At 73.0% G+C, this 23,881-nt stretch carries 21 protein-coding genes; 9 read left to right on the forward strand and 12 right to left on the reverse strand.

Going from position 1 to position 23,881, the window contains the following annotated elements; translation table 11 throughout:
* Nucleotides 1–13 precede the first annotated feature (13 nt).
* Both ACFO9I_RS16415 and ACFO9I_RS16420 read right to left on the reverse strand, forming a co-directional pair.
* Complete coding sequence (locus ACFO9I_RS16415; protein ID WP_379182726.1) at nt 14–1,867, reverse strand: ABC transporter substrate-binding protein; 1,854 nt, start codon at nt 1,865–1,867, stop codon at nt 14–16.
* The gene (locus ACFO9I_RS16420; protein WP_379182728.1) at nt 1,864–3,114 is read right to left on the reverse strand and encodes a hypothetical protein; all 1,251 of its coding nucleotides are present in this window, start codon (nt 3,112–3,114) and stop codon (nt 1,864–1,866) included. The genes ACFO9I_RS16415 and ACFO9I_RS16420 overlap by 4 nt, the downstream gene beginning before the upstream one ends.
* A 188-nt stretch (nt 3,115–3,302) precedes the next feature.
* On the opposite strand from ACFO9I_RS16420, the gene ACFO9I_RS16425 reads away from it, so the two are divergent.
* On the forward strand, nt 3,303–4,214 hold the full coding sequence (locus ACFO9I_RS16425) for a MurR/RpiR family transcriptional regulator (RefSeq protein WP_379182730.1): 912 nt from the start codon (nt 3,303–3,305) through the stop codon (nt 4,212–4,214).
* Between the two features lie 72 nt (nt 4,215–4,286).
* On the opposite strand, the gene ACFO9I_RS16430 is transcribed toward ACFO9I_RS16425, so the two are convergent.
* Entirely contained in the window at nt 4,287–4,778 is a 492-nt protein-coding gene (locus ACFO9I_RS16430; RefSeq protein WP_379182732.1) for a MarR family winged helix-turn-helix transcriptional regulator, read from the reverse strand.
* Between the two features lie 28 nt (nt 4,779–4,806).
* Here ACFO9I_RS16430 and ACFO9I_RS16435 point away from each other — a divergent pair, with 28 nt between their 5' ends.
* Together ACFO9I_RS16435 and ACFO9I_RS16440 are read left to right on the forward strand one after the other, a co-directional pair.
* Complete coding sequence (locus ACFO9I_RS16435) at nt 4,807–5,244, forward strand: nuclear transport factor 2 family protein (RefSeq protein ID WP_379182734.1); 438 nt, start codon at nt 4,807–4,809, stop codon at nt 5,242–5,244.
* A gap of 25 nt (nt 5,245–5,269) precedes the next feature.
* Nucleotides 5,270–6,424: a YihY/virulence factor BrkB family protein gene (locus ACFO9I_RS16440; protein WP_379182736.1), complete on the forward strand. Its 1,155-nt coding sequence runs from the start codon at nt 5,270–5,272 to the stop codon at nt 6,422–6,424.
* Between the two features lie 45 nt (nt 6,425–6,469).
* Here ACFO9I_RS16440 and ACFO9I_RS16445 read toward each other — a convergent pair whose 3' ends face one another.
* Genes ACFO9I_RS16445 through ACFO9I_RS16480 form a run of 8 tightly spaced genes read right to left on the reverse strand, consistent with a single transcriptional unit; the run spans nt 6,470 to nt 14,565 of the window.
* The gene (locus ACFO9I_RS16445) at nt 6,470–7,030 is read right to left on the reverse strand and encodes a protein-L-isoaspartate O-methyltransferase family protein (protein ID WP_379182738.1); all 561 of its coding nucleotides are present in this window, start codon (nt 7,028–7,030) and stop codon (nt 6,470–6,472) included.
* Between the two features lie 23 nt (nt 7,031–7,053).
* The gene (locus ACFO9I_RS16450; RefSeq protein WP_379182740.1) at nt 7,054–7,872 is read right to left on the reverse strand and encodes a DUF1295 domain-containing protein; all 819 of its coding nucleotides are present in this window, start codon (nt 7,870–7,872) and stop codon (nt 7,054–7,056) included.
* 1 nt (nt 7,873) lies between these two features.
* Nucleotides 7,874–9,199, reverse strand: coding sequence for a class I SAM-dependent methyltransferase (locus ACFO9I_RS16455; RefSeq protein ID WP_379182742.1), 1,326 nt, complete (start codon nt 9,197–9,199; stop codon nt 7,874–7,876).
* Nucleotides 9,196–10,539, reverse strand: coding sequence for a class I SAM-dependent methyltransferase (locus tag ACFO9I_RS16460; protein WP_379182744.1), 1,344 nt, complete (start codon nt 10,537–10,539; stop codon nt 9,196–9,198). The genes ACFO9I_RS16455 and ACFO9I_RS16460 overlap by 4 nt, the downstream gene beginning before the upstream one ends.
* Nucleotides 10,540–10,542: 3 nt before the next feature.
* Nucleotides 10,543–12,567, reverse strand: coding sequence for an FAD-dependent oxidoreductase (locus tag ACFO9I_RS16465; RefSeq protein WP_379182746.1), 2,025 nt, complete (start codon nt 12,565–12,567; stop codon nt 10,543–10,545).
* Nucleotides 12,567–13,286, reverse strand: a complete 720-nt coding sequence (locus tag ACFO9I_RS16470) for an anti-sigma factor (protein ID WP_379182748.1) — start codon at nt 13,284–13,286, stop codon at nt 12,567–12,569. The genes ACFO9I_RS16465 and ACFO9I_RS16470 overlap by 1 nt, the downstream gene beginning before the upstream one ends.
* Nucleotides 13,283–13,885: an ECF RNA polymerase sigma factor SigK gene (sigK, locus tag ACFO9I_RS16475; RefSeq protein ID WP_379182750.1), complete on the reverse strand. Its 603-nt coding sequence runs from the start codon at nt 13,883–13,885 to the stop codon at nt 13,283–13,285. The genes ACFO9I_RS16470 and sigK overlap by 4 nt, the downstream gene beginning before the upstream one ends.
* A gap of 38 nt (nt 13,886–13,923) precedes the next feature.
* Nucleotides 13,924–14,565 carry a fasciclin domain-containing protein gene (locus ACFO9I_RS16480; RefSeq protein ID WP_379182752.1) on the reverse strand — a complete coding sequence of 214 codons (642 nt, stop codon included), beginning with the start codon at nt 14,563–14,565 and terminating at the stop codon, nt 13,924–13,926.
* Nucleotides 14,566–14,781: 216 nt separating this feature from the next.
* On the opposite strand from ACFO9I_RS16480, the gene ACFO9I_RS16485 reads away from it, so the two are divergent.
* Nucleotides 14,782–15,135 (forward strand): GYD domain-containing protein, encoded by a 354-nt coding sequence (locus ACFO9I_RS16485; RefSeq protein ID WP_379182754.1) that lies wholly within the window; start codon nt 14,782–14,784, stop codon nt 15,133–15,135.
* 27 nt (nt 15,136–15,162) lie between these two features.
* Here ACFO9I_RS16485 and ACFO9I_RS16490 read toward each other — a convergent pair whose 3' ends face one another.
* Nucleotides 15,163–16,698: a molybdopterin-dependent oxidoreductase gene (locus tag ACFO9I_RS16490; protein WP_379182756.1), complete on the reverse strand. Its 1,536-nt coding sequence runs from the start codon at nt 16,696–16,698 to the stop codon at nt 15,163–15,165.
* Between the two features lie 55 nt (nt 16,699–16,753).
* Here ACFO9I_RS16490 and ACFO9I_RS16495 point away from each other — a divergent pair, with 55 nt between their 5' ends.
* From ACFO9I_RS16495 to ACFO9I_RS16515, 5 genes are all read left to right on the forward strand, one after another.
* Nucleotides 16,754–17,536, forward strand: a complete 783-nt coding sequence (locus ACFO9I_RS16495; RefSeq protein WP_379182758.1) for an enoyl-CoA hydratase-related protein — start codon at nt 16,754–16,756, stop codon at nt 17,534–17,536.
* Between the two features lie 122 nt (nt 17,537–17,658).
* On the forward strand, nt 17,659–18,183 hold the full coding sequence (locus ACFO9I_RS16500; RefSeq protein ID WP_379182760.1) for a SigE family RNA polymerase sigma factor: 525 nt from the start codon (nt 17,659–17,661) through the stop codon (nt 18,181–18,183).
* On the forward strand, nt 18,180–19,463 hold the full coding sequence (locus tag ACFO9I_RS16505; RefSeq protein ID WP_379182762.1) for a hypothetical protein: 1,284 nt from the start codon (nt 18,180–18,182) through the stop codon (nt 19,461–19,463). The genes ACFO9I_RS16500 and ACFO9I_RS16505 overlap by 4 nt, the downstream gene beginning before the upstream one ends.
* A gap of 134 nt (nt 19,464–19,597) precedes the next feature.
* Nucleotides 19,598–21,790, forward strand: coding sequence for a HelD family protein (locus ACFO9I_RS16510; protein ID WP_379182764.1), 2,193 nt, complete (start codon nt 19,598–19,600; stop codon nt 21,788–21,790).
* Between the two features lie 157 nt (nt 21,791–21,947).
* Nucleotides 21,948–23,873 (forward strand): anthranilate synthase family protein, encoded by a 1,926-nt coding sequence (locus tag ACFO9I_RS16515; RefSeq protein ID WP_379182766.1) that lies wholly within the window; start codon nt 21,948–21,950, stop codon nt 23,871–23,873.
* The last annotated feature ends 8 nt before the right edge of the window (nt 23,874–23,881 follow it).

The raw sequence follows: 23,881 nt of genomic DNA on the forward strand, positions 1-23,881 counted from the left end.
GCTCACTCCTGCGTCACTCACGGTCGCCCGCCGTGCGCCGCCTCAGCAGGAACACCCCGCCGCCGACCAGCACGACCACGAGCACGCCCAGCCCGATCCAGGTCAGGGCACTCTGGCTGGACTCCTCCGCCTGCTTCGCCGCGCTGGTCGCACCAGTCGCCGGCTCGGCCTTCCACCAGCTGGTGAAGCCGTGCTGCAGGGGGTAGAAGCCGTCGGAGTCCTCGGAGCCCTGCAGGTAGTTGGCCACCTGGTCGGTCCGCATGGCGCTCAGCCCGTTCTTGTAGAACAGGATGATGTCGGCGTTGTTGGCGTAGAGGATCTCCTGCATGTCGGCGATGGTCGCCGCGCGCTCGCCGGCGTCGAACTGGGTCTGCTGCTCGGCGTACAGCTCGTCGTACTGGGGGTTGCAGAAGAACGCGTCGGTGTTGCCGTTCGAGCCGTCGTCCTCGGGCAGGGTGCCGCAGGTCTGGATCGAGAGCAGGTACGTCGGGTCAGGGCCGGTGCTCCAGCCGTCCATCAGGATGTCCCAGTCGCCCTTGGCCAGGTCGTTGTTGAGCTGGTCGAAGCTCATCGCGCTCACGTCGAGCTTGATCCCGATGTCGCTCATCCACTCCTTCAGGTAGGGCGCGATGGCTGCGTCCGTCGCGTCGTCGGAGTGGATGCCGAGCCGGAACGTGAGGGGGTTCCCCTTGCCGTCGACGCGGACGCCGTCGGGACCCATGCGGTAGCCGGCGTCGTCCAGGACCTGGTTGGCGCGGTCGGGGTCGTAGTCGAGCGCCTCCTCGGCCGGAGGCGTCCAGAAGAACTGGGGGTAGCCCGGAGGGAGGTAGCCGGCGCCGACGACACCGTTGCCGTCGAGCACCTTGCGGACCAGCTCGGGACGGTCGATGCCCAGCGCGATGGCCTGGCGGACCTTGATGTCCTTGAGGATCGGGTTGCCGGTGCCGATCGGTCGACCGGTCCGCGTCTGCGCCCCCGAGTTGACCTCGATCGCGGTCCAGCCGTTCGACTGGGTCTGGTAGGTCTTCAGGTTCGACTTGTTCCCCATCGCGTTGAACTGCGCGGGGGAGAGACCGCTGAGCTGGTCCAGCTCACCGCTGGTCAGTGCCGCAGCGGCGGCGTCGCTGTTGGAGAAGTACCGGGTGACGAGCTTGTCGTAGCCGGGGGCGCCGAGGAAGAAGTCCGGGTTGGCCTCCAGCGTGGCGTACTGGTTGGTCTTGTAGCCGGTCAGGACGAACGGGCCGTAGCCGACGACCGGGAAGTCCATGTTGCGGTAGTCCTTCAGCCCGCTCACGTGGCTCTTCCAGACGTGCTCGGGCACGATCGGGATCCCGGAGACGGGGATGCTGAGGTACAGCATGTTGGCCTGGGGCTGCTTGGTCTTGATGACCAGCGTGGTGTCGTCCGGCGCGGTCACGGACGCGAAGTTGGCGACCAGCGAGCCGTTCGAGGTCGCGGCGGTCGCGTTGTCCATGATCAGGTTGAAGGTCCACGCGGCGTCCTCGGCGGTCAGCTTCTCGCCGTCGGACCAGGTCAGGTCCGGGTGGATCTTGAAGGTCCAGGTCAGCTTGTCCGAGGAGGTCGTCCAGGAGTCGGCGAGGTACGGCTGGGGCTCACCGGAGTCGTCGAGCATGGTGAGCGCCGGGTAGATGGAGCCGATCACGTCGAGCTCACCGTCGTAGTAGCTCAGGAACGGGTTGAACGTCGTGATCTGGGTCTCGGCGGGCACGGTCAGCGTCGTGGCGTCGGCACCTGTCGCCGGCGCGCTGGCGCCGACCTGGCCGGCGAGCAACGCGGCCCCCAGGCCGACGGCCGCGAGGGCACTCGCCCACCGTCCGCGTCGGCCACCTCGCGTGGATGTGGTCATCGGGCACTCCTTTCTGTGCCGAGCGGCGCACCGTCGGCGGTCCGGACGAGCTGGACTGGTCGCCCCGGGGATGGCGGGGGCACGCGGTCGACCTGCTGGAGCGTGCCGTCCGGCCAGAGGAGCACCTCAGGTGCAGGCGGCCGGCCGTTGTAGCGGGACGAGAAGGAAGCGCTGTAGGCGCCGGCCTCGTGCAGGACCACGAGGTCGCCGCGGCGCAGCGCCGGCAGCGGGTGGGTGCCGAACGTGTCGGTCGACTCGCAGACCGCGCCCTGCACCACCACGTCGTCGACCGGCTCGCTCGCGTCCCCCGTGAGGTCGCGCAGCGCGGTGACGCGGTGCTGGCTGCCGTAGAGCGCCGGCCGGATGAGCTCGGTCATCCCGACGTCGAGGATGACCTGTCGGTCCCGGCCGCGCAGCCTGGTGTGCAGCACGCCGGCGACCAGCCACCCCGCGGCCGCCACCATGACCCGGCCCGGCTCGATGGCCGGGGTGGGCGGAAGCTCCAGGCCGGCCCGGTGCAGCTCGTCGGCGAGGGCCGTGGCGAAGTCGGCCGGCGTGGGGCTGGTCCCGTGCACCGGGAACCCGCCGCCGAAGTCGATCGTGTCCGGCACCCCGGGGCCGGCGTACCGGTCCTGCACCCGGCCGAGCAGGCGGACGGCGCGGCGGCCCGCCCTCGCCCAGCTGGTCACGTCCTGCAGGTGTGACCCCATGTGGACGTGGATGCCGCGCAGCCGCAGGCCGCCACGCCACAGGGGTGCGGCGGCGAGGTCCTCCAGGTCGTCGGGACTGAGGCCGAACTTGCTGGCGGCCAGGCCGACCGCCAGGCCGGGAACCGTCTCGGGCTGGACGTCGGGGTTGAGGCGCAGCAGCACGGGCAGGTCGATGTCACGGCTGGCTGCCTCGGAGCGAGCGCGGTGCAGCTCGGCGAGCCGCACCAGCTCGTCGGCCGACTCCACCGCGACCCACAGCAGCGGGTTGCCGGCGGCAGCGGTGTGCACCGCCGCCAGGAGGTCCCGGTCGGTCTTGCCCACGCCCTCGAACGTCGTGGCACCGGGTCGCACCCCGGCAGCCCGGGCGCTGGCCCACTCCCCGGCCGAGACGACGTTGGCGCCCCATCCGCGCTCGGCCAGCAGCTCGGTGACCGCCGGCAGGTCGTTGGCCTTCAGGGAGTACTGCCGGATCCACGGTGCCGGGAAGGCTGCCTCGACGGCGGCCGCTGCCTGGGTCAGCGCCTCGACCTCCACCACGTAGAGCGGCGTCCCGAACGCACCGGCTGCGCGGGAGAGGTGCTCTCGCAGGTCCGGGCCGGGTGCGTTGGGCCCCGGATCTATGCGTGTGGGAGGTGTGCCGCAGATCACGCGGTGCAGTAGAGCATCTTTCAGATCCGTCGGTCAACGACCTGTCGTGAAAGCAATGAATCAGCTAGCCTCCGTCCATGTCGCCTGCCCCTGTGGGTGTCAACGAGCGCATCAGGCGCAGCCTCGGCGAGCTCAGCAACGCCGAGCGCAGGGTCGCCCGCGCGCTGTTGTCGGGTCCACCGACGGTCGGCCTGGGGTCGGCCAGCCAGCTGGCTGCGCGCGCCGGGGTGAGCGGACCGACCGTGAGCCGGTTCGTCGCCCGGCTCGGCTTCGAGAAGTACGCCGCGTTCCAGGAGGCGTTGCGCGACGACCTCGCGGCACGGCTGCTCTCGCCGGTCGAGCTCTACCGCAGCCGGTCGGCCGGGTCGGAACCGACGCCGCTCGCCCAGGCCGGCTCGGCGCTGGCCGACGCCGTGACCACCACCCTGGCCGAGCTCAGTCCGTCGGAGTTCGAGCGGGCGAGCTCGATGCTGGCCGACAGCCGCCACCACGTGCTGGTGACGGGTGGGTGGACGAGCCACCTGCTGGCTGCGCTGCTGACCTCCCTGATCCGGCCGTTCCGACCCGGCGTCAAGCACGTTCCCTCGCTCGCTGCCGAGCGTGCGGCCGGTCTCGCCGACCTGAGGCGTCGGGACACGGTGGTGGTCTTCGACTTCCGGCGCTACGAGCTCGACACCTTCGAGTTCGCACAGCTGGCCCATGACCGTGGCGCGCACCTCGTGCTGGTCACCGACCCGTGGCTGTCGCCGATCGCCGACCTCGCCACCGCCGTGCTGCCGGCGCGGCTGGACGGGCCGGCGCCGTTCGAGAGCCTGACGCCGACGGTCGCGCTGGTGGAGGTCCTCGCTGCCGACGTGGCTCGCCGGCTGGGCGCGGAGGGGGACGCGCGCCTCGACAGCTACGGCTCGATCGCCGACCAGTGGGTCCGCCCGTACGGAGCGACGGCCCGGGCCGAGGCGAGGGACGCCCGCGAGGGCCCGGACGAGTGAGGTCGGGCGCGCGGTCAGCCGGGAGGCGGTTCGCCTCTTCGTGGCCGCGCGCTCGCTGGGGCCACCCGGGGCCTACCGACCACCGGGGTCGGTCCCGTCCGGCGGCGGAACCGCCCGGCGCCGGACGGGCTCGTCCAGCCCGAGCAGCCCGAGGAGCTCTGCGACCACCTCATGGGCCACGGTCAGCCGCTCCTCGCCGACCCGGGTGCCGAGCTGTCGCGCCAGCGACGACCTGGTCCGGCGCGCGACGTCCACCGCCTGCCGTCCGCGCTCGCTGAGCTCGACCGGACGGCGTCGCCGGTCGACCGGGTCGCATGCCTGCTGGACGTACCCCAGCGCGACCATCTCCTTGACGGTCTTGGACACCGCCTGCTGACTCACCCCGAGGGCCTCCGCGATCTCCGTGGCCGTCTTCGGCCCGGACAGCAGCCGCTGCACGACGTACCCGTGCCGGGGCCGCAGACCGGGTAGTCCGGCACGTTCCAGGGCGCGCACCACCTGGCCGTCGACGGCGCTCCCGGCCAGCGACAGGGCTGTGGGCAGGTCGTTGTGGGGGGCTGACACACAACCATGGTTGTGTATATTCGAGCACATGACAAGTTGCGATCCGTCCCGCGACACCGAGACCGTGGTCCGCCGCTACTTCGCGGTCGTCGGTGACCTGGCATCCACGCCCGCCGACCTCGAGAGCCTGCTCGACCCCCGGGCGCGCTTCGTCGAGCACCCCAACCCGATCGTCCCCGCGGGGGCCACGCGCACCGTCGAGGAGACACTGGCGGGATTCGCGGCCGGCAAGGCCCTGCTCCGCGAGCAGGACTTCGACCTGCACGAGGTGCTCGTGGTGGGGGAGCGGGCCGCGATCCGCGGGACCTGGCGCGGGACGGTCGGCATCGACGCCGGACGCTTCACGGCGGGGACCGAGCTGGTGGCCGAGATGGCCGGCCTGCTCACCGTCCGCGACGGTCGTGTGCTCGAGCACGAGACGTTCGACTGCTACCACCCCTTCGGCGGGTCGAGCGGCCTGCGCTGAGGGGGCGGCCCGGTAGCGTGGTCCCGTGGGGAGGATCGTCGACGGCCTGGACCACGGGCAGCGGCGGTGTCCACCGGTGGCCGTGCCGATCGCCGTCGTCTACAAGTACTTCGACGACCAGGGCAACTACCTGGCCGCGATCCTGACCTACTACGCGTTCATCGCGATCTTCCCGCTGCTGCTGCTCGCCTCCAGCATCTTCGGGTTCGTGCTGCAGGGGCGGCCGGAGCTGCAGCAGGAGGTGCTCAGCTCGACGCTGAGCCAGTTCCCGATCATCGGTGACCAGCTCGGCCGGCCGGAGGGGCTGCAGGGGTCGACGGCCGGTGTGGTCGTCGGTGCCCTCGCCGCGCTCTACGGCTCGATGGGCCTGGGCACCGCCATCCAGAACGCCATGAACGTCGCCTGGTCGGTGCCGCGCAACAGCCGTCCCAACCCGATCCTGCTGCGGCTCAAGAGCCTGCTGCTGGTGATCACCGCCGGGATGGCGGTCGTCACGGTCACCGTGCTGTCCACGCTGGTGAGCAACACCCAGGTCTTCGACGGCGCCGTGAACGGCTGGCTGAAGTGGCTGGTCCGGCTGCTCACCGTCGCGCTCATCGCGCTGATGCTGACCCTGCTCTTCCGGGTCGCGGCCGCGCGTCGGCACAGCTGGCGGACCGCCGCCCCCGGTGCTGTCACGCTGGCCGTGCTGTGGCAGCTGCTGCAGTACCTCGGGGCGTGGTACGTCACCCACGTCCTCGCCGAGACCAGCTCGATGAACAAGACCTTCGCACTGGTCCTCGGTCTCGTCGGCCTGCTCTACGTGGCCTCGGTCATGGGCATGATCGGCATCGAGGTCAACGTGGTGCTCGCCCGGCGGCTCTGGCCGCGGGCACTGCTCACGCCCTTCACCGACGCGGTCGACCTCACCGACGCCGACCGCCGGGCCTACCGCGCCTACGCGCAGGCCCAGCGGCACAAGGGATTCGAGACGGTGGAGGTCACCTTCGACAACCTGCCCGCCGTGCGGGAGCCGGTCGACGAGCCGGCGGAGCTGACCGAGCAGACGGGGCGGACCGAGCAGAGGGGGCAGACCGAGCAGACGGGCTGGCCGGAGGCCGCGGCCCGGGAGCGCGCCGAGCAGCCCCCCACGCAGCCCGTCCAGCGCTCGGCCGACGAGCCGGGCCCGCAGCCCGGCTGACGCCGGCCCGGTGCAGGTCAGCGCAGTGCGCTCACCTCGGCGCGCTCACCTGAGAGGCACGAACAGGTAGGAGCCGTGGCGGCTCTCGGAGACCTTGCCGTCGGCGTCCTTGGTGACCAGGTCCAGCGACCCGCCCACGGGGACCACCATCCGGCCGCCGGGCGCCAGCTGGTCGACCAGCTCCCCCGGCAGGTGCCCGGCCGCCGCGGAGACCAGGATCCGGTCGTACGGCGCGTGCTCGGGAACGCCGAGCACGCCGGGGACGGCCGGCACGATCCGCGCCCAGGGCGCGGCGATCCGGGCCAGGTTGGCGGCGCCGAACTCCACCAGGTCGGGCTCGAGCTCGACGCCGACGACCTCGCCGAGCGGTCCGACCAGCTCGGCGAGCAGCGCGGTCGACCAGCCCGAGCCGGAGCCCACGTCCAGGACGCGCTGGCGCGACCGGACGTCGAGCAGCCGCAGCATGTCCTCGAGGGTGCGCGGCTGGGAGCAGGTCTGGCCGTGCCCGATCATCAGCGGTCCGTCGTACGACGCACGGCGGCGCAGGCCGCGCGGCAGGAAGCCGGCGCGCGGCACGGCGCGGAATGCGGCGTCGACGGCATCCATGCCGCCGAGTCAAGCACGAACCGTCAGTGCTTTCGGGGCGGACGCGGGAAGAACATCGGAGTGCGGGCGGCGTACTCCGCCCAGCCGTCGCGCCGGCTCATCGTCTGCTCCAGCAGCTTCGCGCCGGTGACGTTGCGCAGGAACACGGTCATCGCGACCGGGCAGAGCACGGTCAGGAGCCCGGGGAGCCAGCCTGCGGCCAGGGCGGAGACCAGCCACAGCCCCCACCACACGCACGCGTCGCCGAAGTAGTTCGGGTGCCGGGTCCAGGCCCACAGCCCCCGGTCCATCACCGGCGGACGCCGGTCACGCGGCCGAGCCTTGTAGTCCTTGAGCTGTCGGTCGCCCACGGCCTCGAAGACCAGGCCGACCGCCCACACGACGACGCCGAGAGCCGCCACCCACCACCACTGCGTGGCCAGCACCGCACCCACTGCCACCGGCAGCGCGACGAACCACTGCGCCACCCCCTGCACGAGGAAGACCCGGCGCACGGCGGCCGCCATGCCGACCTCGCGCAGCGGACCGCCGAGCATGCTCTCGTAGCGCGGGTCCTCGTGACCGCCCGCGTCGACGGCGCGGCTGCGCACGTGCCAGGACAGGCGCAGCCCCCAGACGGCCACCAGGACCGCGACCAGCCAACGACGGGCGTCGGCTCCGTCGGCCGCGGTCGCGACCGCGCCGCTCACCGCGGCGACCAGCACGAAGCCCAATCCCCAGGCGACGTCCACGACGGCCACCACGCCGAGCTGTCGGGCCCGCAGCGCGGCTGCGGCCATCGTCACCGTCGCGCACGCCAGCGCCGCCAGGAGCGCGACCGCCAGCGCCACGCCGGTGCTCATCTCAGAAGTCCCGCCGCGCCGGCAACGTGTGCGCCGCTCCGGGCCGCACCATCAGGATCTGGTCGACGCCCATCCGGCCGTCCCGGAAGGCCATCGCGCCGCCGACGAGGTAGAGCCGCCACACCCGCACGACCTCCTCGCCGACGAGCTCGGTGAGCCGATCCACGTTGGCCTCGAACCGCTCCAGCCAGCCCGCGACGGTCAGCACGTAGTGCTCCCGCAGGGCGTGCACGTCGCGTACCTCGAGCCCCCCGCGCTCGAGGTGGGCGACGGTCTCGCCCACGGGGCGCATGTACATGTCGGGGGCGATGAAGGACTCGATGAACGGGCCGCCGCCGGGCCACCGGCCGGTGCGCGACATCTGCTGGACCAGCACCCTGCCCCCGGGGCGGACCGAGCGGCGCAGCACCTCGGCGTACGTCGGGTAGTTCTTCTCGCCGACGTGCTCGCCCATCTCGATCGAGGACACCGCGTCGAAGTGGTCTCGCTCGGGCACGGCGCGGTAGTCCTGCAGCCGGATCTCCACCCGGTCCTCGAGGCCCCGCTCCCGGATCCGGGCGTCGATGAACCTCTTCTGCTCCGCGGCGATGGTGACGCCGGTGACCTGCGCGCCGAAGTGCTCGGCGGCGTGCAGCGAGAGCGAGCCCCAGCCGCAGCCGACGTCGAGCAGCCTCGTGCCCGGCTCGAGCCCGAGCTTGGTGCAGACCAGCGACAGCTTGGCCCGCTGCGCCTCCTCGAGGCTGACGTCCGGGGAGGCGTGGTAGCCGCAGGAGTAGGCCATCGACTCCTCGAGGATGAGCGAGTAGAACTCGTTCGAGAGGTCGTAGTGGTGGCTGATCGCGCGCCGGTCGCGCAGCGCGCTGTGCAGCCGGCCCCTGATCCGGGCCTGCGAGGCCGGGGGCGCGGGCGGGCGGCCCGCGAGCGCGGCGCGCAGCGAGGACTCGCCCAGGACGGTGCGCACCGCGGTCGCGACCGCGGCGGGCGAGGGGCGGGTGCCCGTCAGCCCCCGGTCGCGGGCGACCGCGAAGGCGTGGGTGAGCGCGGAGCCGAGGTCCCAGCCGTCGACCTCGGGGACGTCGAGCTCGCCGGTGACGTAGGCCTGGGCGGCACCGAGCTCGCCCGGGTGCCAGAGCAGACGGCGGACGGCGTCGACCGACCGCAGTTCCACCAGGGGTGCGTCGGCGGGGCCCGCCTCGGAGCCGTCCCAGGCGCGCAGCCGCACCGGCAGGTCGCCGCCGACGAAGGGGCGCGCCGCCTCGGCCAGCCGCGGGGCGACCCCGTCGGTGCCGGTCGCCCGGGGAGAGGTCGAGACGTCGATCGCGGTCATCGGCTGGTCTCCTCGCCGGGGCGGGTGAAGGTGAGCTGGTTGACGTCGATGTAGCCGGAGGCGAACCCCGCGCGGGAGTACTCCAGGTAGAAGTGCCACATCCGCAGGAACGTGTCGTCGAAGCCGAGGGCCAGCACCTGCTGCGAGGCGTCGTGGAACGCCTGGTCCCAGCGACGTAGCGTCTCCGCATAGTGCTGGCCCATCGAGAGCCGGTCGACCAGGCGCAGGCCGGTGTGCCGGCGGGTGATCTGGTCGATCACCTCCACCGAGGGCAGGAAACCGCCGGGGAAGATGTACTTGTTGATCCACGTGTAGGTGTTGCGGGTCGCCAGCATCCGGTCGTGCGGCATCGTGATCGCCTGGATCGCGACCCGGCCGCCGGGGGCGAGCACCCGGTCGATCGTCTCGAAGTACGTCGTCCAGTACTGGTGGCCGACCGCCTCGATCATCTCCACCGACAGCACGGCGTCGTAGCTGCCCTCGACCGCGCGGTAGTCGCACAGCTCGACGTCGACGAGGCGGCTCAGCCCGGCCGCGGCGATCCGCTCCTCGGCGAGCGCCTTCTGCTCGGTGGAGAGGGTGATGGTGACGACCCGGGCCCCACGACGGGCGGCGCGGATCGCCAGCTCGCCCCACCCGGACCCGATCTCGAGGACGCGGGTCCCCTCGCGGACGCCGGCCCGGTCGAGCAGCCGCTCGATCTTGCGGGCCTGCGCCTCGAGCAGGTCGCCTCCGGGTCCGGTGCTGCCGGCGCCGTAGGGAGCCGTGGCCTCGTGGTGGTCGCCCCGGTCGACGACGTCGGAGGCGAACAGCGCGGAGGAGTAGCTCAGCGACGGGTCCAGGAACAGCTGGAACAGGTCGTTGGAGAGGTCGTAGTGGTGCGCGATGTTGCCGCGGGTGTTGCGCTCGGTGTTGCGGTGCCGGCGGGGGGTGCGCGGGACCACGACGGCGCGCAGCCGCTGCAGGGACTCGGGCACGAGGTGCTGGATCTCGGCGGCGAGGACGGTCAGGAACCCGGCGAGGTCCTCGGCGTCCCACGCGCCGGTCAGGTAGGACTCGCCGAAGCCGATCAGGCCCTGCCGGCCGACCCGGGCGAAGAACTCGTCGGGGCGGTGCACGGTCATGACCGGCCCGCCCCGGCCGTACGTCGCGAGGTGGCCGTCGGCGGCGTCGCCGGTCGTGGACCCGGTCGCGACCACGACGGTCACCGGGAGCCGGCGCATCGCGCCGAGGAACAGCCTCCTCGCGACCTGCGCGGAGACCGCGGCGCGGGGGCCGGACGGGATCGTGCCGAGGTCGGGCCAGTTGTCGATGGCCGGGCGGGAAGGGGTGAGGGTCATCGGTCAGACACCTTCCTGGTGGTGCTGCGGCCGTGGTCGGACCGGCAGCCGGCGGGCCCACAGCCAGATGCCGTGGGCGCGGATGAGGAACGAGCCCCGCAGTGCTGCGGGGGCGGCGAGCCACGCCGAGCCGCGGCTCGAGGTCGGGGCGCGGGTCCCGTCGAGGGACGCGCTGAAGACCGCACCGTCGTCGGTGCGCAGGCTGACGGCGACCCGCAGGCGCTCACCGGGGGGAGGGACCGCGAGGTCGTAGGTCCCGTCGACGCCGTGGAAGGGCGAGACGTACATCGCCTTCGCGGTGCTGGCCCTGCCCTGCTCGTCGGGGTGGACGAGGTAGGCGTGCCGGTCGCCGTAGGTGTTGTGGACCTCCACGACGGTGGCCGCGGGACCGCCGTCGCGGTCGAAGCACCAGAACACGCTGATCGGGTTGAAGCAGTGGCCGAGCGCCCGTGGGTGGGCGGCCATCAGCACCCGCCCGCCGTCGAGGTGGACGCCGTGGTCGGCGAGGAACGCCTCGACGTTGGCCCGGAGGGTGCGCGACGGGTCCCCGAGGTGGTCCCGGGCCTCGAACCGGCCCAGGAGCCAGGACAGCCGCCCGTGGTCGGGCAGGTCGTCGAGGTCGACCACCCAGGTGTGCGAGCGGTGCTCGAAGGTGCGCCGGAAGGGCCGGCGGCGGGTGTGCCGGATGGTCGTCGTGTAGACCCCCGTCGCCGCGTCGGTCGGGGAGCCGGCCGCGGACGGCCAGCTCAGCCCCAGCCGCTCGGCGGCCTCGAGCCCCGAGCGCGCGCCGTCCTCGTGGAACCCCCAGCCGTGGTAGGCGCCGGCGAACACGAGCCGGTCGGTGCCGATCCCGGGGAGGCGCCGCTGCGCGGCCACCGAGGTGGGGTTGTAGAGCGGGTGCTCGTACTCCATCCGGTCGATCACCGTGGTCGGGTCGACGAGGTGCTCGCCGCCGAGCGTGACCAGGTAGTGGGTGTCGGTGTCGAGCCGCTGCAGCCGGGTCAGGTCGTAGGTGACCGTGACCCCGGCCTCCGCCGGTCGGGCCCGACGGTCGTCCGGGCGCAGGAAGTTCCACGACGCCCAGGCGTTGCGGGCCGTGGGCAGCAGGGAGGTGTCGGTGTGCAGCAGCGCGGTGTTGGGGGAGTACGGCATCGCGCCCAGCACCTCGGCCTGCTCCGGCGTCGGCTCGGCCAGCATGGTCAGGGCGTGGCCCGGGTGGGTCGCGACCACGACGGCGTCGTACGACGTGGTGCCGCCGTTGCCGTCGGTGACCTCGACGCCGGCCGGGGTCTCGAGGACCGAGGTGACCTTGGTGCCGGTGCGGATCTCCTGCAGGCCCGCGGCCACCCGCTCGACGTAGGTCCGCGAGCCGCCGGTCACGGTGCGCCACGTGGGCGAGCCGAAGACCGACAGCATCCCGTGGTGCTCGAGGAACGCGAACAGGTAGCGCGCGGGGTAGTCCAGCGAGACCTCGGGGTCGCACGACCACACGGCGGCCACGACGGGCTCCATGAAGTGCCGGGCGAAGTACGCCGTGAAGCCGCCCGCGCGCAGGAACTCCCGCAGCGTGGTGTCGTCGCCGTCGTCGGACCGGCTCTCCGCCAGCAGCCTGCGCGCGCGCCGGTGGAAGCGCGGGATCTCGGTCAGCATCCGCAGGTACGCCGGCCGACGGAGGTTGTCGGCCGTGGGGAAGATGCCCTTGCGGCCCAGCGCGCCGGCCCACTCGAGGCCGGTCCCGTCGTCGCGGATCGACATCGACATCTCCGACTCCTGCGTCTGCACGCCGAGCTCGGCGAACAGGCGCAGCAGGGTCGGGTAGGTCCGCTCGTTGTGGACGATGAAGCCGGTGTCGACGGCCAGCGTCCCGCGCGGGTCGTCGACCAGGTGGGTGTCGGCGTGGCCACCGAGCCGGTCGTCGGCCTCGTAGAGCGTGACGTGGGCGCCCGCCCGGGCGGCAACGTGCGCAGCGGTCAGCCCGGCGACCCCGGACCCGATGACGGCGACCCGGCGGGGAGGAGCGGTCCGCATCAGGCGTTCTCGAACTCGAACAGCAGGACGGGGTCGGAGGTCGGCACGTGGGACCCGCCGGCGGGCTCCACGGTGATCCCGGCACCGATCGCGTCGGCCGCGTCACCGGAGAGCAGGACGGTGGTGGCGCCGTCGGGCATCAACCCGGCCGGAACCATCCCCTTGTCGGGGTCCTGCAGCCACATCTCGTAGACCTTCCCGTCCGGGGGAGCCGGCATGTTCTGGGTGAGCAGCACGGCCTGGTTCCTCGACCGAGAGCGTACGAGGGTGGCCTGCACGTCGTCCCCGAGCTTCTGGGTGACCCGTTCGGCGTCGGGAGCGTCGAGGACGCGCTCGATGGCGCTCGGCTGGCGCTGCACGGTCTCGTCGGTCCACGGGTGCCAGACGACGCCGCCGGCGCCGAGGGCGGCCACGACGGCGGCCGCGGCGACCAGCGGGGCGAGCCGGCGTCGCCGGCCGGTGCCACGCGCCGGTGCGGCGGGGGTCACCGGGGGGAGCGGACGCACGGTGGCGACCTCGGCGAGCAGGCGGTCGCGCAGGGCGGCCGGCGGCTCGACGGCGGTGGTCTCGGGAAGCAGGGCGGCGGCCTCGCGGAGGCTGTCGACCTCCGCCCGGCACTCGCTGCACTCGGCGAGGTGGCGCTCGAACTGCGCCCGCTCGATGTCGTCGAGGGCGTCGACGGCGTAGGCGCCCGACAGCGCGTGGATGTCGCTGGTCATCGGCCCACTCCCATCGCGTCTCGAAGTCTGATCAGTCCGTCCCGGATCCGGGTCTTGGCAGTGCCGACCGGCAGGTCCAGCATGGTCGCCACCTCCGTGTGTGTGTATCCCCCGAAGTACGCCAGCTCCAGGGCCTCGCGCTGCACCTCGGTGAGGTGGTCCAGCGCGCCCCGGACCCGACGGGCCTCGAGCGAGGCCTCGGCGGCCTCGGCGGTCGCGTCGTGCGCGACCGGCTGGTTCTGCTGGTGGTACGCCGTGTCCCGGCGGGTGGAGGCCTCGGCCGAGCGCACCCGGTCGACCGCCTTGCGGTGCACGATCGTGAGCAGCCACGCCAGCGCGCTGCCCCGGGCCGGGTCGAACCGGGTGGCGGTGCGCCAGACCTCGAGGTAGGCCTCCTGGGTCACCTCCTCGGCCTGTGCCGGGTCTCGCACCACGCGCAGGGCGAGCCCGTACGCGCGGCGCGAGGTGGCGTCGTACAACGCTGCGAAGGCGCCCTGGTCCCCGCGGCTGGAGAGCCTGAGCAGCTCCCCGAGCTCGGGAACCCCCGGGGCCCCCTCCGGGGAGGGGGCACCGGGGCTCACGGGCCGGATCTGGTCCACGGGGTGATCCTTGCCTATCTGCCTGAAAGGTGAACGACTCAGGAGGGCATCAGCACGGAGTCGATGACGTAGACCGTGGCGTTCGCGGTCGGGATGTTGCCGCAGAGCACCTTGGCGCCGTCGACGGTCATGCCGTTCTCGTCGCCCTCGACCGTGACCGTGTCCTTGGCGAGGGTGTCCTGCTTGCCCACGATCGCGTCGGGGGCCATCTGGCCGGCGAGCACGTGGTGGGTGAGGACCTTGGTGAGCGTCGCCTTGTCCGCGAGCACCGCGTTGAGGTCCTTCGCGGGGATCTTGGCGAACGCGTCGTCGGTCGGGGCGAACACGGTCAGCGCGTCGGCCGAGTTCAGCGTGTCGACCAGGCCGGCCTTGCCGACGGCGGTGACGAGGGTCTTCAGGAGCGGGTTGGCGCTGGCGGCGGTCGCGACCGGCTCGGTGGCCATGCCGTCGAAGGAGCCGTCACCCGAGGTCGGGATGGCCGCGCAGCCGGGGCCGAAGGTCTGGGACCCGGCGTCCATGGCGCCGCTGTCGGAGGACTCGGTCTCGGCCGGGGCCGAGGAGGTCGGGGTGTCCGAGGCGGCCTCGGAGGAGTCGTCGCTGCCGCACGCGGCGAGGCCGAACGACATGGTGAGCGCCACTGCTGCGATGCCGCTGGCCCGGTGGATGGTGGTGCGCTTCATGAGGGTGACCTTCCGTAGTGGTGTCGTACACACGGTGTTCGGGGCCGGGGCCGGGGTGGATTGCCCCGGATCGCAGAAATTTCGCCGCTCGCCCAGAGGTCCCTGGGCGCGGCAGCACTTCGCCTCTGGCCCGGGGCGGTGGATCGGCGCAGCGTCGCAGGGTGGACGGTCACCCCCGACCGGCCCCGCAGCCATGACCACACCGAGGAGGCCGACATGGCGCAGTACCTTCTGGAAGTCGCCTACACCGCAGATTCCTGGGCCAAGCAGGTCCGCGACCAGGGCAATGTGCTCGACCGGATCGAGCCGCTGGTGGAGTCGTGCGGGGGCCGCATCGAGAGCCTGTTCTACGCCTTCGGCGACTACGACCTGGTCGGCATCGCGGACTTCTCGACCCCTGAGGGAGCTGCCGCGTTCTCGCTGGCGGCGACCGCGGGAGGCGCGGTGAAGTCGTTCCGGACGACGCCGCTCCTGACGATCGACCAGGGGCTCACCGCGATGGCGCGCGCGAACGAGTCCGCCAAGCTCTACCGGCCGCCGGTCGACGCGCCCGCGGCCCATCACGCGTAGGGACCGTCGTCACGGTCGCCGAGGGGGTCAGGCGACCGTGACCACGATCTGCTGGATGCCGCTCGACCCGTCCGGGAACGGGGTGGCGCGGACGGCGGTCTGCTCCTCGTCCTCGCCGCTGACCGCGCGGACCGCGAGCGTGTGCTGGCCCTTCTCGGCGGTCCAGGGCAGGTACCACTGGCGCCAGTAGTCGTCCCCGGCAGACGGGCCGAGGCGGGCCTCCTGCCAGCCACCGCCGTCGATGCGCACCTCGACGCGTCCGACGCCGCCCCGGTGCTGGGCCCAGGCCACGCCGCCGATCACGGTGCGGCCGGCGTCGATGGAGGACAGCGGCTTGGGGGTGTCGATCCGGCTGGCGATCTTGATGGGGGCGTCGGTGGCCCAGTCCCGCTGGGTCCAGTAGGCGTCCTGCTCCGCGTAGGTGGTCAGCGTCATCCGGGTGATCCACTTGCAGGCGCTGACGAAGCCGTAGAGGCCGGGCACCACCATCCGCGCGGGAAAACCGTGCTCGCGCGGGAGCGCGGCGCCGTTCATGCCGATCGCGATCATCGCGTCGCGACCGTCGGTGGCGAGGTCGAGCGGGGTGCTGATCGTCATCCCGTCGACGTCGGTGCTGAGGATCTGGTCGGCCCTCGTGCCCTCGATGCCGGCCCGGTCCAGCAGGTCCTTCAGCGGTACGCCGAGCCAGCGGGCGGCGCCGACGTACCTGCCGCCCACGTCGTTGGAGACGCAGGTGAGCGTGATGTCCCGCTCGACGAGCGCCATCGAGGTGAGGTCGCCGAACGAGAAGGTGACCTCCTCGTCGACGTCGCCGTCGATGGTCAGCGACCAGTCGTCCACGCTCACGACGGGCAGGGTCAGGCGGGTGTCGACCCGGTAGAACTCGTTGTTCGGCGTCCGGAACGGCGTGATGCCGGGGACCTTCTCGTCCAGGCCAGCGGGGAACGCCGGTGCCGGGTCGGTGGCGGCGGGGAGGTCGATGTTCTCCGGGCGGGTGCGGTAGGAGGTGATCCAGCGGCCCGCGCCGCCCATGACCGCGGCTGCGGCGGCGAGGACGCCCCCGGCGACGAGCAGGCCGCGTCGGCTGGTGCCGTCGCCGGTGGACCCGTCGCCGGTGGACGCGTCCCCGGTGGGGCGGTCGGGTGCGGCGCGCACCAGCCAGGCCAGCGAGGCGACGCCGGTGACGGCGGCCGCGATGCTGGGGACCAGGTCGCTCAGCCCGGCCGTGGGCCGGGTCAGGGCGGCGCCGGCGGCGACGGCCACCAGGACCACGAGCAGCGCCGCGCCGTAGACGAAGCGGCGCAGCGTCAGCAGCCCCGCCACGACGGCCAGCAGCAGCACGCCCACGAGCACCGAGCCGACCAGGACGGTCTTGTCGTGCGTGCCGAAGTGGGCGATCGCCCACTCCTTGAGCGGCGTGGGGGTCAGGTCGATGACGGTGGAGCCGACCGCCAGCACGGGGGACGCGGCCGGCTCGGTCAGGGCCGCGACCAGGTGCCCGGCCGCCACCCCGACGATGGTCGCGAGCACGCCGAACCCGGCATGGAGGAGTCGTCTCGTCATGGTGGTTGTTCGGAGCGGCGGGGTGCGCGGATGGTCGTGCGGCAGGATGTGCGCCATGTCCGACGCAACCCAGGGCGCATCCCAGGAGCCCGCAGCCGAGCTGGTCCACTACGGCGTCACGGGGGCGGTGGCCACCCTGACCCTGGACTCCCAGCACAACCGCAACGCACTCTCGCGCCAGCTCGTCACCGAGCTGTTCGGCGGGCTGCGCCGCGCGGAGGCCGACGACGACGTCCGGGTCGTGCTCGTCCGGGCGGAGGGCCGGGTGTTCTGCTCCGGCGCCGACCTGGCCGAGGCCAGTGCCGGTGGCATGGAGGAGGGTGCCCGGCGGATCGTCGAGCTGCAGCGGCTGATCGCGTCGATGGACAAGCCGGTCGTGACCCGGCTGCACGGCGCGGTGCGGGCCGGCGGGATCGGGATCGTGGCCGCCTCCGACATCGCGATCGCGGCCGAGGACGCCACCTTCGCGCTCACCGAGGTCAAGCTCGGCCTGGCCGCCGCGATCATCTCGCTGACCGTCCACCACCGGATGAACCCGCGCGCCTCGGCCCTGACCACCCTGGGCGGCGAGGTGTTCACCGGGCGGGAGGCGGCGTCGTACGGCCTGGTGACGACCGCCGTGCCCGCCGCCGACCTCGACGCCGAGGTGGAGCGGGTCTGCTCATCGCTGGCCACCGGCGCGCCGCAAGGGCTGCGCGAGTCGAAGCGGATCCTCAACCGCGACCTGCTCGCACGGATCGACGCCCTCGGCGACGAGATGGCCGAGCTGAGCGCGCGGCTCTTCGCCTCCGACGCGGCGCGTGAGGCGATGACGGCCTTCCTCAGCCGCAAGAAGTAGCCCGGGCGCCGGTGACCGGCACCGGGTGGAAGACCCGGGCAACCATCCGTGCCGGCCACCGGGTAGTACCGGACATGACAGCACTGGCGGGATCGCGGGCGCGATCCACCTCGGGGGGACCGGTGAGCGATCCGCGCACGGACGGGCCGACGTCCGTCGGCTTCGACGACTTCGTCGCGGCACGTTCCAGCGGACTGCTCCGCACGGCGTACCTCCTCACCCACGACCACGCCCTCGCCGAGGACCTGCTCCAGACGGCGCTGACCAAGGCATGGTTCGCCTGGGGGCGCATCGAGGGGCACCCGGAGCCCTACGTGCGCCGGATCCTGGTCAACACCTACGCGTCCTGGTGGCGCCGCCGCTGGAACGGCGAGCTGGCGACCGACGAGCTGCCCGAGCCCGCGAGCGGCACCGACGTGGCCGACCGGGCCGACACCGGCCGGGACCTGTGGACCGCGATGGAGCGGCTGCCCCGACGGATGCGGGCCGTCGTGGTGCTGCGCTACTTCGAGGACCTGACCGAGGCCGAGACCGCCCGGCTCCTCGGCTGCTCGGTCGGCACCGTGAAGAGCCAGACCAGCAAGGCGCTGGCCAAGCTGCGCATCGACCCGGCGCTGGTCGCCGGCCCGAGGGAGGACCTGCGATGAACACCATGGACGACCTGCGCGGCACCCTCGAGCGGCACGCCGCCGACCTGGCCGACCACGACCTCCACGTCCGACCGGTGGCGGTGCGAGAGCGGATCCGCGTCGTACGCCGTCGCCGCCGGGCCGTGACCGGCGCGGCCGCGGCGGTGGTCGTGGTGGCGGCCACCGCGCTCACGGCATCGCTGGGCGGGCGCGACGCCGAGCCGCAGCCGGCGGGCCCGGACCGGGACCTCGCCGGGCACGTCGCGCCGGCCACGATGACGTCGCTGGGCTACACCTACGCGTTCGTGACCGGCGCGTCGGGGGACGGCAGGGTGCGGCTGCACCTCGACCCGTCCGAGAGCCCGTCCCTGGTCAGCTGGGCCACGGCCGGCGACGACGACCGGGTCACGCTGCGGGTCGAGGGCGAGGCGCCGCGGACCCTCGAGGCCGACGACTTCGGCGACTTCACCTTCGTGGCCCCCCGCCAGGGCGGCACGTTCACGCTCACCGGCACCGGCGAGGTCGCGCTCGCGGCGTACGACCTCACCGACGCCGAGGTGGCCGGGGACACGCACGCGGGCGTGACGTTCCGCGACGACGTGGCCGGGCAGCGGCTGGTCGGCGACGCCATCGGCGACCCGGGTGACGCCGAGGTGGACCTCGCGACGGACCTCGGCGCCGGGCCGCTGCCGGTCTCCTACCTGTGCTCGGGTGGTCCGAAGGGCGCGTGGGTCCACATCTCGATCAACGGTGGTGGCGTCCTGGGCGGCGGGGGCTGCGACGACTCGCTCTTCGACCCGGCGGGCCGGGGCGGCTTCAGCACCAGGCTGACCGAGGCGGAGGCCAGGGACCTGGACCTGCGGATGTGGGTGACCGACGGGGAGCACGGCCCGCTGGTCGAGGACCCCGACCTGCGCATCGGCGTGGCGGCGTACGCCCCCGCGCCGACGTCCGGGCGGCTGGCGGGCTCCGCGGTCCCGCAGCTCGTGGAGTACGACGGGCACCTGTGGCGGTTCGTGGACGCGCAGGCCAACGAGCCGGGGTCTCGGGAGGTGGAGACGTCCGGGGTCCGGGGGCAGGACACCGTCGTCGTGATGAGCTTCGCGAGGACCGGGCGCGGGACGATCCGCTCGCTGCGTGACGGCGAGCCGGGCGAGATGATGTTCGCGGCCGGTGGCGCGGGGTCCACCCAGGCGTTCATCCCCGCGGGCGACCACTCCGCCGGGCTGCGGGCGGCCGGCGACGGGATCCGCCCGGACCTCGAGCTCGGGCTGGCGCGCTACGTCCGGGCCGACTGAGCGAACGGGGCTCCGACCAGGAACAGCCGGTCCGGCAGCTGTCGCGTCGCCCAGCAGGTAGGCTTGTCGACTCGCCAGTCCACGCACCGGACCGGCGACGGGGGATGTTTTCAGGGTCTGAGGGGATTCGGTCGTTGTCTGAGGAGCTCGTCGAGAACGAGGTCGCCCGCGAGCAGGCCTTCGTCGACAAGGTCTACGTCCAGCTCGCCACGTCGGCGAAGGCTGCGCAGGAGCTTGCCCGCGAGGGTCACGGCCGTGGACGGCTGGGCCACGAGGGTGGCCTGGTGGAGCGCGACGCCATGGTGTTCCAGGCCGCGAAGCGGATCGCGCAGCTCGACGCCGCGCACGAGGGCCTGGTGTTCGGGCGGCTCGACCTGGCGCAGGACCTCGACCCCGAGCCGCGCTACATCGGCCGGATCGGGCTGCGCGACGAGAACCGCGACTCGCTGCTGATCGACTGGCGCGCGCCCGCGGCCGCGGTCTTCTACCAGGCCACCGCGGCCGAGCCCCACGGCGTCGTACGCCGGCGGGTGCTGCGCTGCACCGGCCCCAGGGTCGTCGGGGTGGAGGACGAGCTGCTCGACGCCGAGGAGCTCGAGCGCTCCGGCGTCGAGCTGCCGATCGTGGGCGAGGGTGCGCTGATGGCGCAGCTGTCCCGAGCCCGCGACCGCTCCATGCACTCGATCGTCGCGACCATCCAGGCTGAGCAGGACAAGGCCATCCGGGCGCCGGGCAAGGGCGTGGTCGCCATCTCCGGCGGTCCCGGCACCGGCAAGACGGTCGTCGCGCTGCACCGCGCGGCGTACCTCCTCTACACCGACCGCCGGCGCTACGAGGGCGGCGGCGTGCTGATCGTCGGCCCGAGCGGCGTCTTCATGCGCTACATCGAGCGGGTCCTCCCCTCGCTGGGCGAGACCGCGGTCGCGCTGCGCAGCCTCGGCGAGGTCGTCGACGGGGTGCGCGCCACCCGCCACGACGAGCCCGCCGTCGCCGACGTGAAGGGCTCGGAGCGGATGGCCGAGCTGCTGCGGCGCACCGCCCGGCAGCAGGCCCCGGGCAGCCCGCAGGAGTTCCGGGTGTTCTGGCGCGACGACACCATCGTGCTCGACCGGGGAGTGCTCGGCCGGCTCCGCCGCCAGCTGATGTCGCAGGGCCGGCGCAACCGGCAGCTGCCGCGCGTCGCCCACACGCTCCTCGACGCCATGTGGCGCCAGGTGCGCGGTGAGCGGGGCCGCGAGCGCGGCCGCGAGGCGTTCAACGACGAGATGCTGTCCCACCAGGCGTTCGTGGACTTCGCGGTGGCCTGGTGGCCCCCGCTGGACGCCCCGCAGGTGCTGGGCTGGCTGCGCGAGCCCGAGTTCCTCTCCCGGGTCGCCGAGGGCGTGCTCGGCCCGGAGGAGCAGCGGCTGCTGGCCAAGTCTTGGAGCGGCGACGGCTCGCTCTCGGTCGAGGACGTGCCGCTGCTCGACGAGCTGCGCTACGCGCTGGGCGACGTCCCGGCCCGCACCGACGACGAGCGCGACCTCGACGACACCTCCCTGCTCGAGGGCGGGGTGGACATGCAGGAGCTGTTCACGGCCGCGGACCGCGAGTACGCCCCCACGGGTCGGGCCTGGGCGCCGCCCACCCACCGGATCGAGGACGACGGCTTCGCGCACGTGCTCGTCGACGAGGCGCAGGACCTCACCCCGATGCAGTGGCGGATGGTCGGCCGGCGCGGTCGCACCGCCTCGTGGACGATCGTGGGCGACCCCGCCCAGTCGTCGTGGCCGGTGCCTGCGGAGTCCGCGGCCGCCCGGGCCGCCGCGCTCGAGGGCAAGGACGTCCACGAGTTCCACCTGTCCACGAACTACCGCAACTCCTCGGAGATCTACGCCCACGCCGCGGCGTACGCCGAGCGGGTCGGCCTCGACGCCGACCTGCCGACCGCGGTCCGCTCCACCGGCGTGGAGCCGGTCGTGCTCACCGGGGTCGCCGACCTCGAGGGTGCGACCCGGCAGGCGGTCGCGGAGATCGCGGGCCAGGTCGGCGGGACGGTCGGCATCGTGGTGCCGGTGGCCCGCCGCTCGGAGGTCAACGCCTGGCTGGCGTCCTGGCCCGAGTTCGCCGACGACGCCGCCGGCGCGCGCGCCGCGGTCGACTCCTCGGTCACCCCCTCCGGCGACGACCGGATCGTCGTGCTCACCGGCCTGGACACCAAGGGCCTGGAGTTCGACGGCATCGTGGTCGTGCGGCCCCAGGAGATCGAGGACGAGTCGGCCACCGGCCGGGCCACGCTGTACGTCGTCCTGACCCGCGCGACCCAGCTGCTCACCACCATCTCCTGAGGTCGAGTCGGCGCAGACTCGTCCCGGAACAGCGTCGAGTCGGCGCAGACTCGCCGAGCCTGCGCCGACTCGAGCGGATTTCGGACTGCGTCTGCGCCGACTCGACGGGTTTGGGACCGGCGTCTGCGCCGACTCGACCGTCGTTAGAGTTCTGGGCATGACCTCCACGACCGATGCCCGGACCGCGATCGAGGCGATCCAGGGGCACGAGGCGTGGGCGATCATCCGGCGCTCCACCCGGGCCGGGGACCGCGACACGGTCGGCCTGGTGGGCGGCCGGCGGCGGGTGGTCGAGTCCCTGCTCGACGTCCCCCTCGAGGAGGGCGTGCCGGAGGACGGGCACATCGCCGACCGGCTGCTCGCGGTGCCGTTCCGGCAGGTGCGCGAGCGCGGCTTCGAGGCGCACGACGACGGCACCCCGCTGGTCGTCGTCGACGTGGAGACCGAGCTGGAGTTCTCCGTCGCCGAGGTGGTCGCGGCGATCGACGACACCGGCATCGAGCTCGCCGACCGCGGCGGCTTCGAGACCGACGACGAGGACTACGCCAAGCTCGTCGAGTCGATCATCGACGACGAGATCGGGCAGGGCGAGGGCGCCAACCTCGTCATCGGCCGCCACTACCGCGCGACCGTCGCCGACTGGGGCGCCGACAAGGCGCTCACCGTCCTCAAGCGGCTGCTCGAGCGCGAGCGCGGCGCCTACTGGACCTTCCTGTTCTTCACCGGCGACCGCTACCTCATCGGCGCCAGCCCCGAGAGGCACGTCTCCATCCACGGCGGCGACGTGCGGATGAACCCGATCAGCGGGACCTTCCGGATCCCGCGCGACGGCTCCGACGTGCACGCGGCGCTCCTCGACTTCCTGCGCGACGAGAAGGAGATCTACGAGCTCTTCATGGTCGTCGACGAGGAGCTGAAGATGATGTGCGACGTCTGCAACGAGGGCGGCCAGGTGCTCGGCCCGTTCCTCAAGCCGATGAGCCACCTCGTCCACACCGAGTACCTCCTCGCCGGCCGCACCAGCCGCGACCCGCGCGAGGTCCTGCGCGACACGATGTATGCCGCGACCGTCACCGGGTCCCCGGTCGAGAACGCCTGCCGGCTGATCAAGGAGTACGAGTCCGAGGGCCGGGGCTACTACGGCGCCGCGCTGGCCATCCTCGGCCGGGACGCGGTCGGCGGTCCGGTCGTGGACAGCCCGATCGTGATCCGCACCGCCGACGTCGACCTCGAGGGCCGGCTCAAGGTCACCGCGGGCGCCACGCTGGTGCGCGACTCGGACCCGGCGTACGAGGTCGCCGAGACGCACGCGAAGGCCGGGGGCATCCTCAGTGCGTTCGGGCTGGTGCCGCCCGCGCCCGCACCGGCGGCGAACGTCGCGGAGCTCGTGAACGACGAGGACGTGCTCGTCGCGCTGAACTCACGCAACCGCAGGCTCTCGAGCTTCTGGCTCACCGACCAGGGCGGCTCCGCCCCCGACCCGCGGCTGGCCGGGAGGAGCGCGGTCATCCTCGACGGCGAGGACGACTTCGTGAACATGCTGCGCCACCTGCTGGGCGTGCTCGGCATGACCAGCACCGTGGTGCGCCACGAGGACTACGCCGACGGGACGCTGGACGGCTTCGACCTGGTGATCGTCGGTCCCGGCCCGGGCGACCCGCGCGACGACGCGGACCCCAAGATGGCGGCGCTGCGGGCAGCGGTGGCGCGGCTGCTCGAGCGGCGGCAGCCGTTCCTCGCCGTGTGCCTGGGCCACCAGGCGCTGTGCCACCAGCTCGGAATCCCGCTGGCCTACAAGGACATCGTCTTCCAGGGCACCCAGTCGCAGGTGTCGATCGACGGCCGGGCCGAGCGGGTGGGCTTCTACAACACCTTCGTGGGCCGGGTCGACGGCGCGGACCTGCCGCCGGACGTGAGTGTCGAGGCCGACCCCGGGTCCGGTGACGTCCACCTGGTGCGCGGCCCCCACTACCGCGGCATCCAGTTCCACGCCGAGTCGATCCTCACCGAGCACGGCTACGACCTGGTGCACGACATCGTCAGCGACCTCCTGCTGGAGACCCCGGCGGCGTCCGACCGCTAGTTTGGCCG

Source organism: Nocardioides sp. GCM10023255 (assembly GCF_042653125.1).
Classification (GTDB): Bacteria; Actinomycetota; Actinomycetes; order Propionibacteriales; family Nocardioidaceae; genus Nocardioides.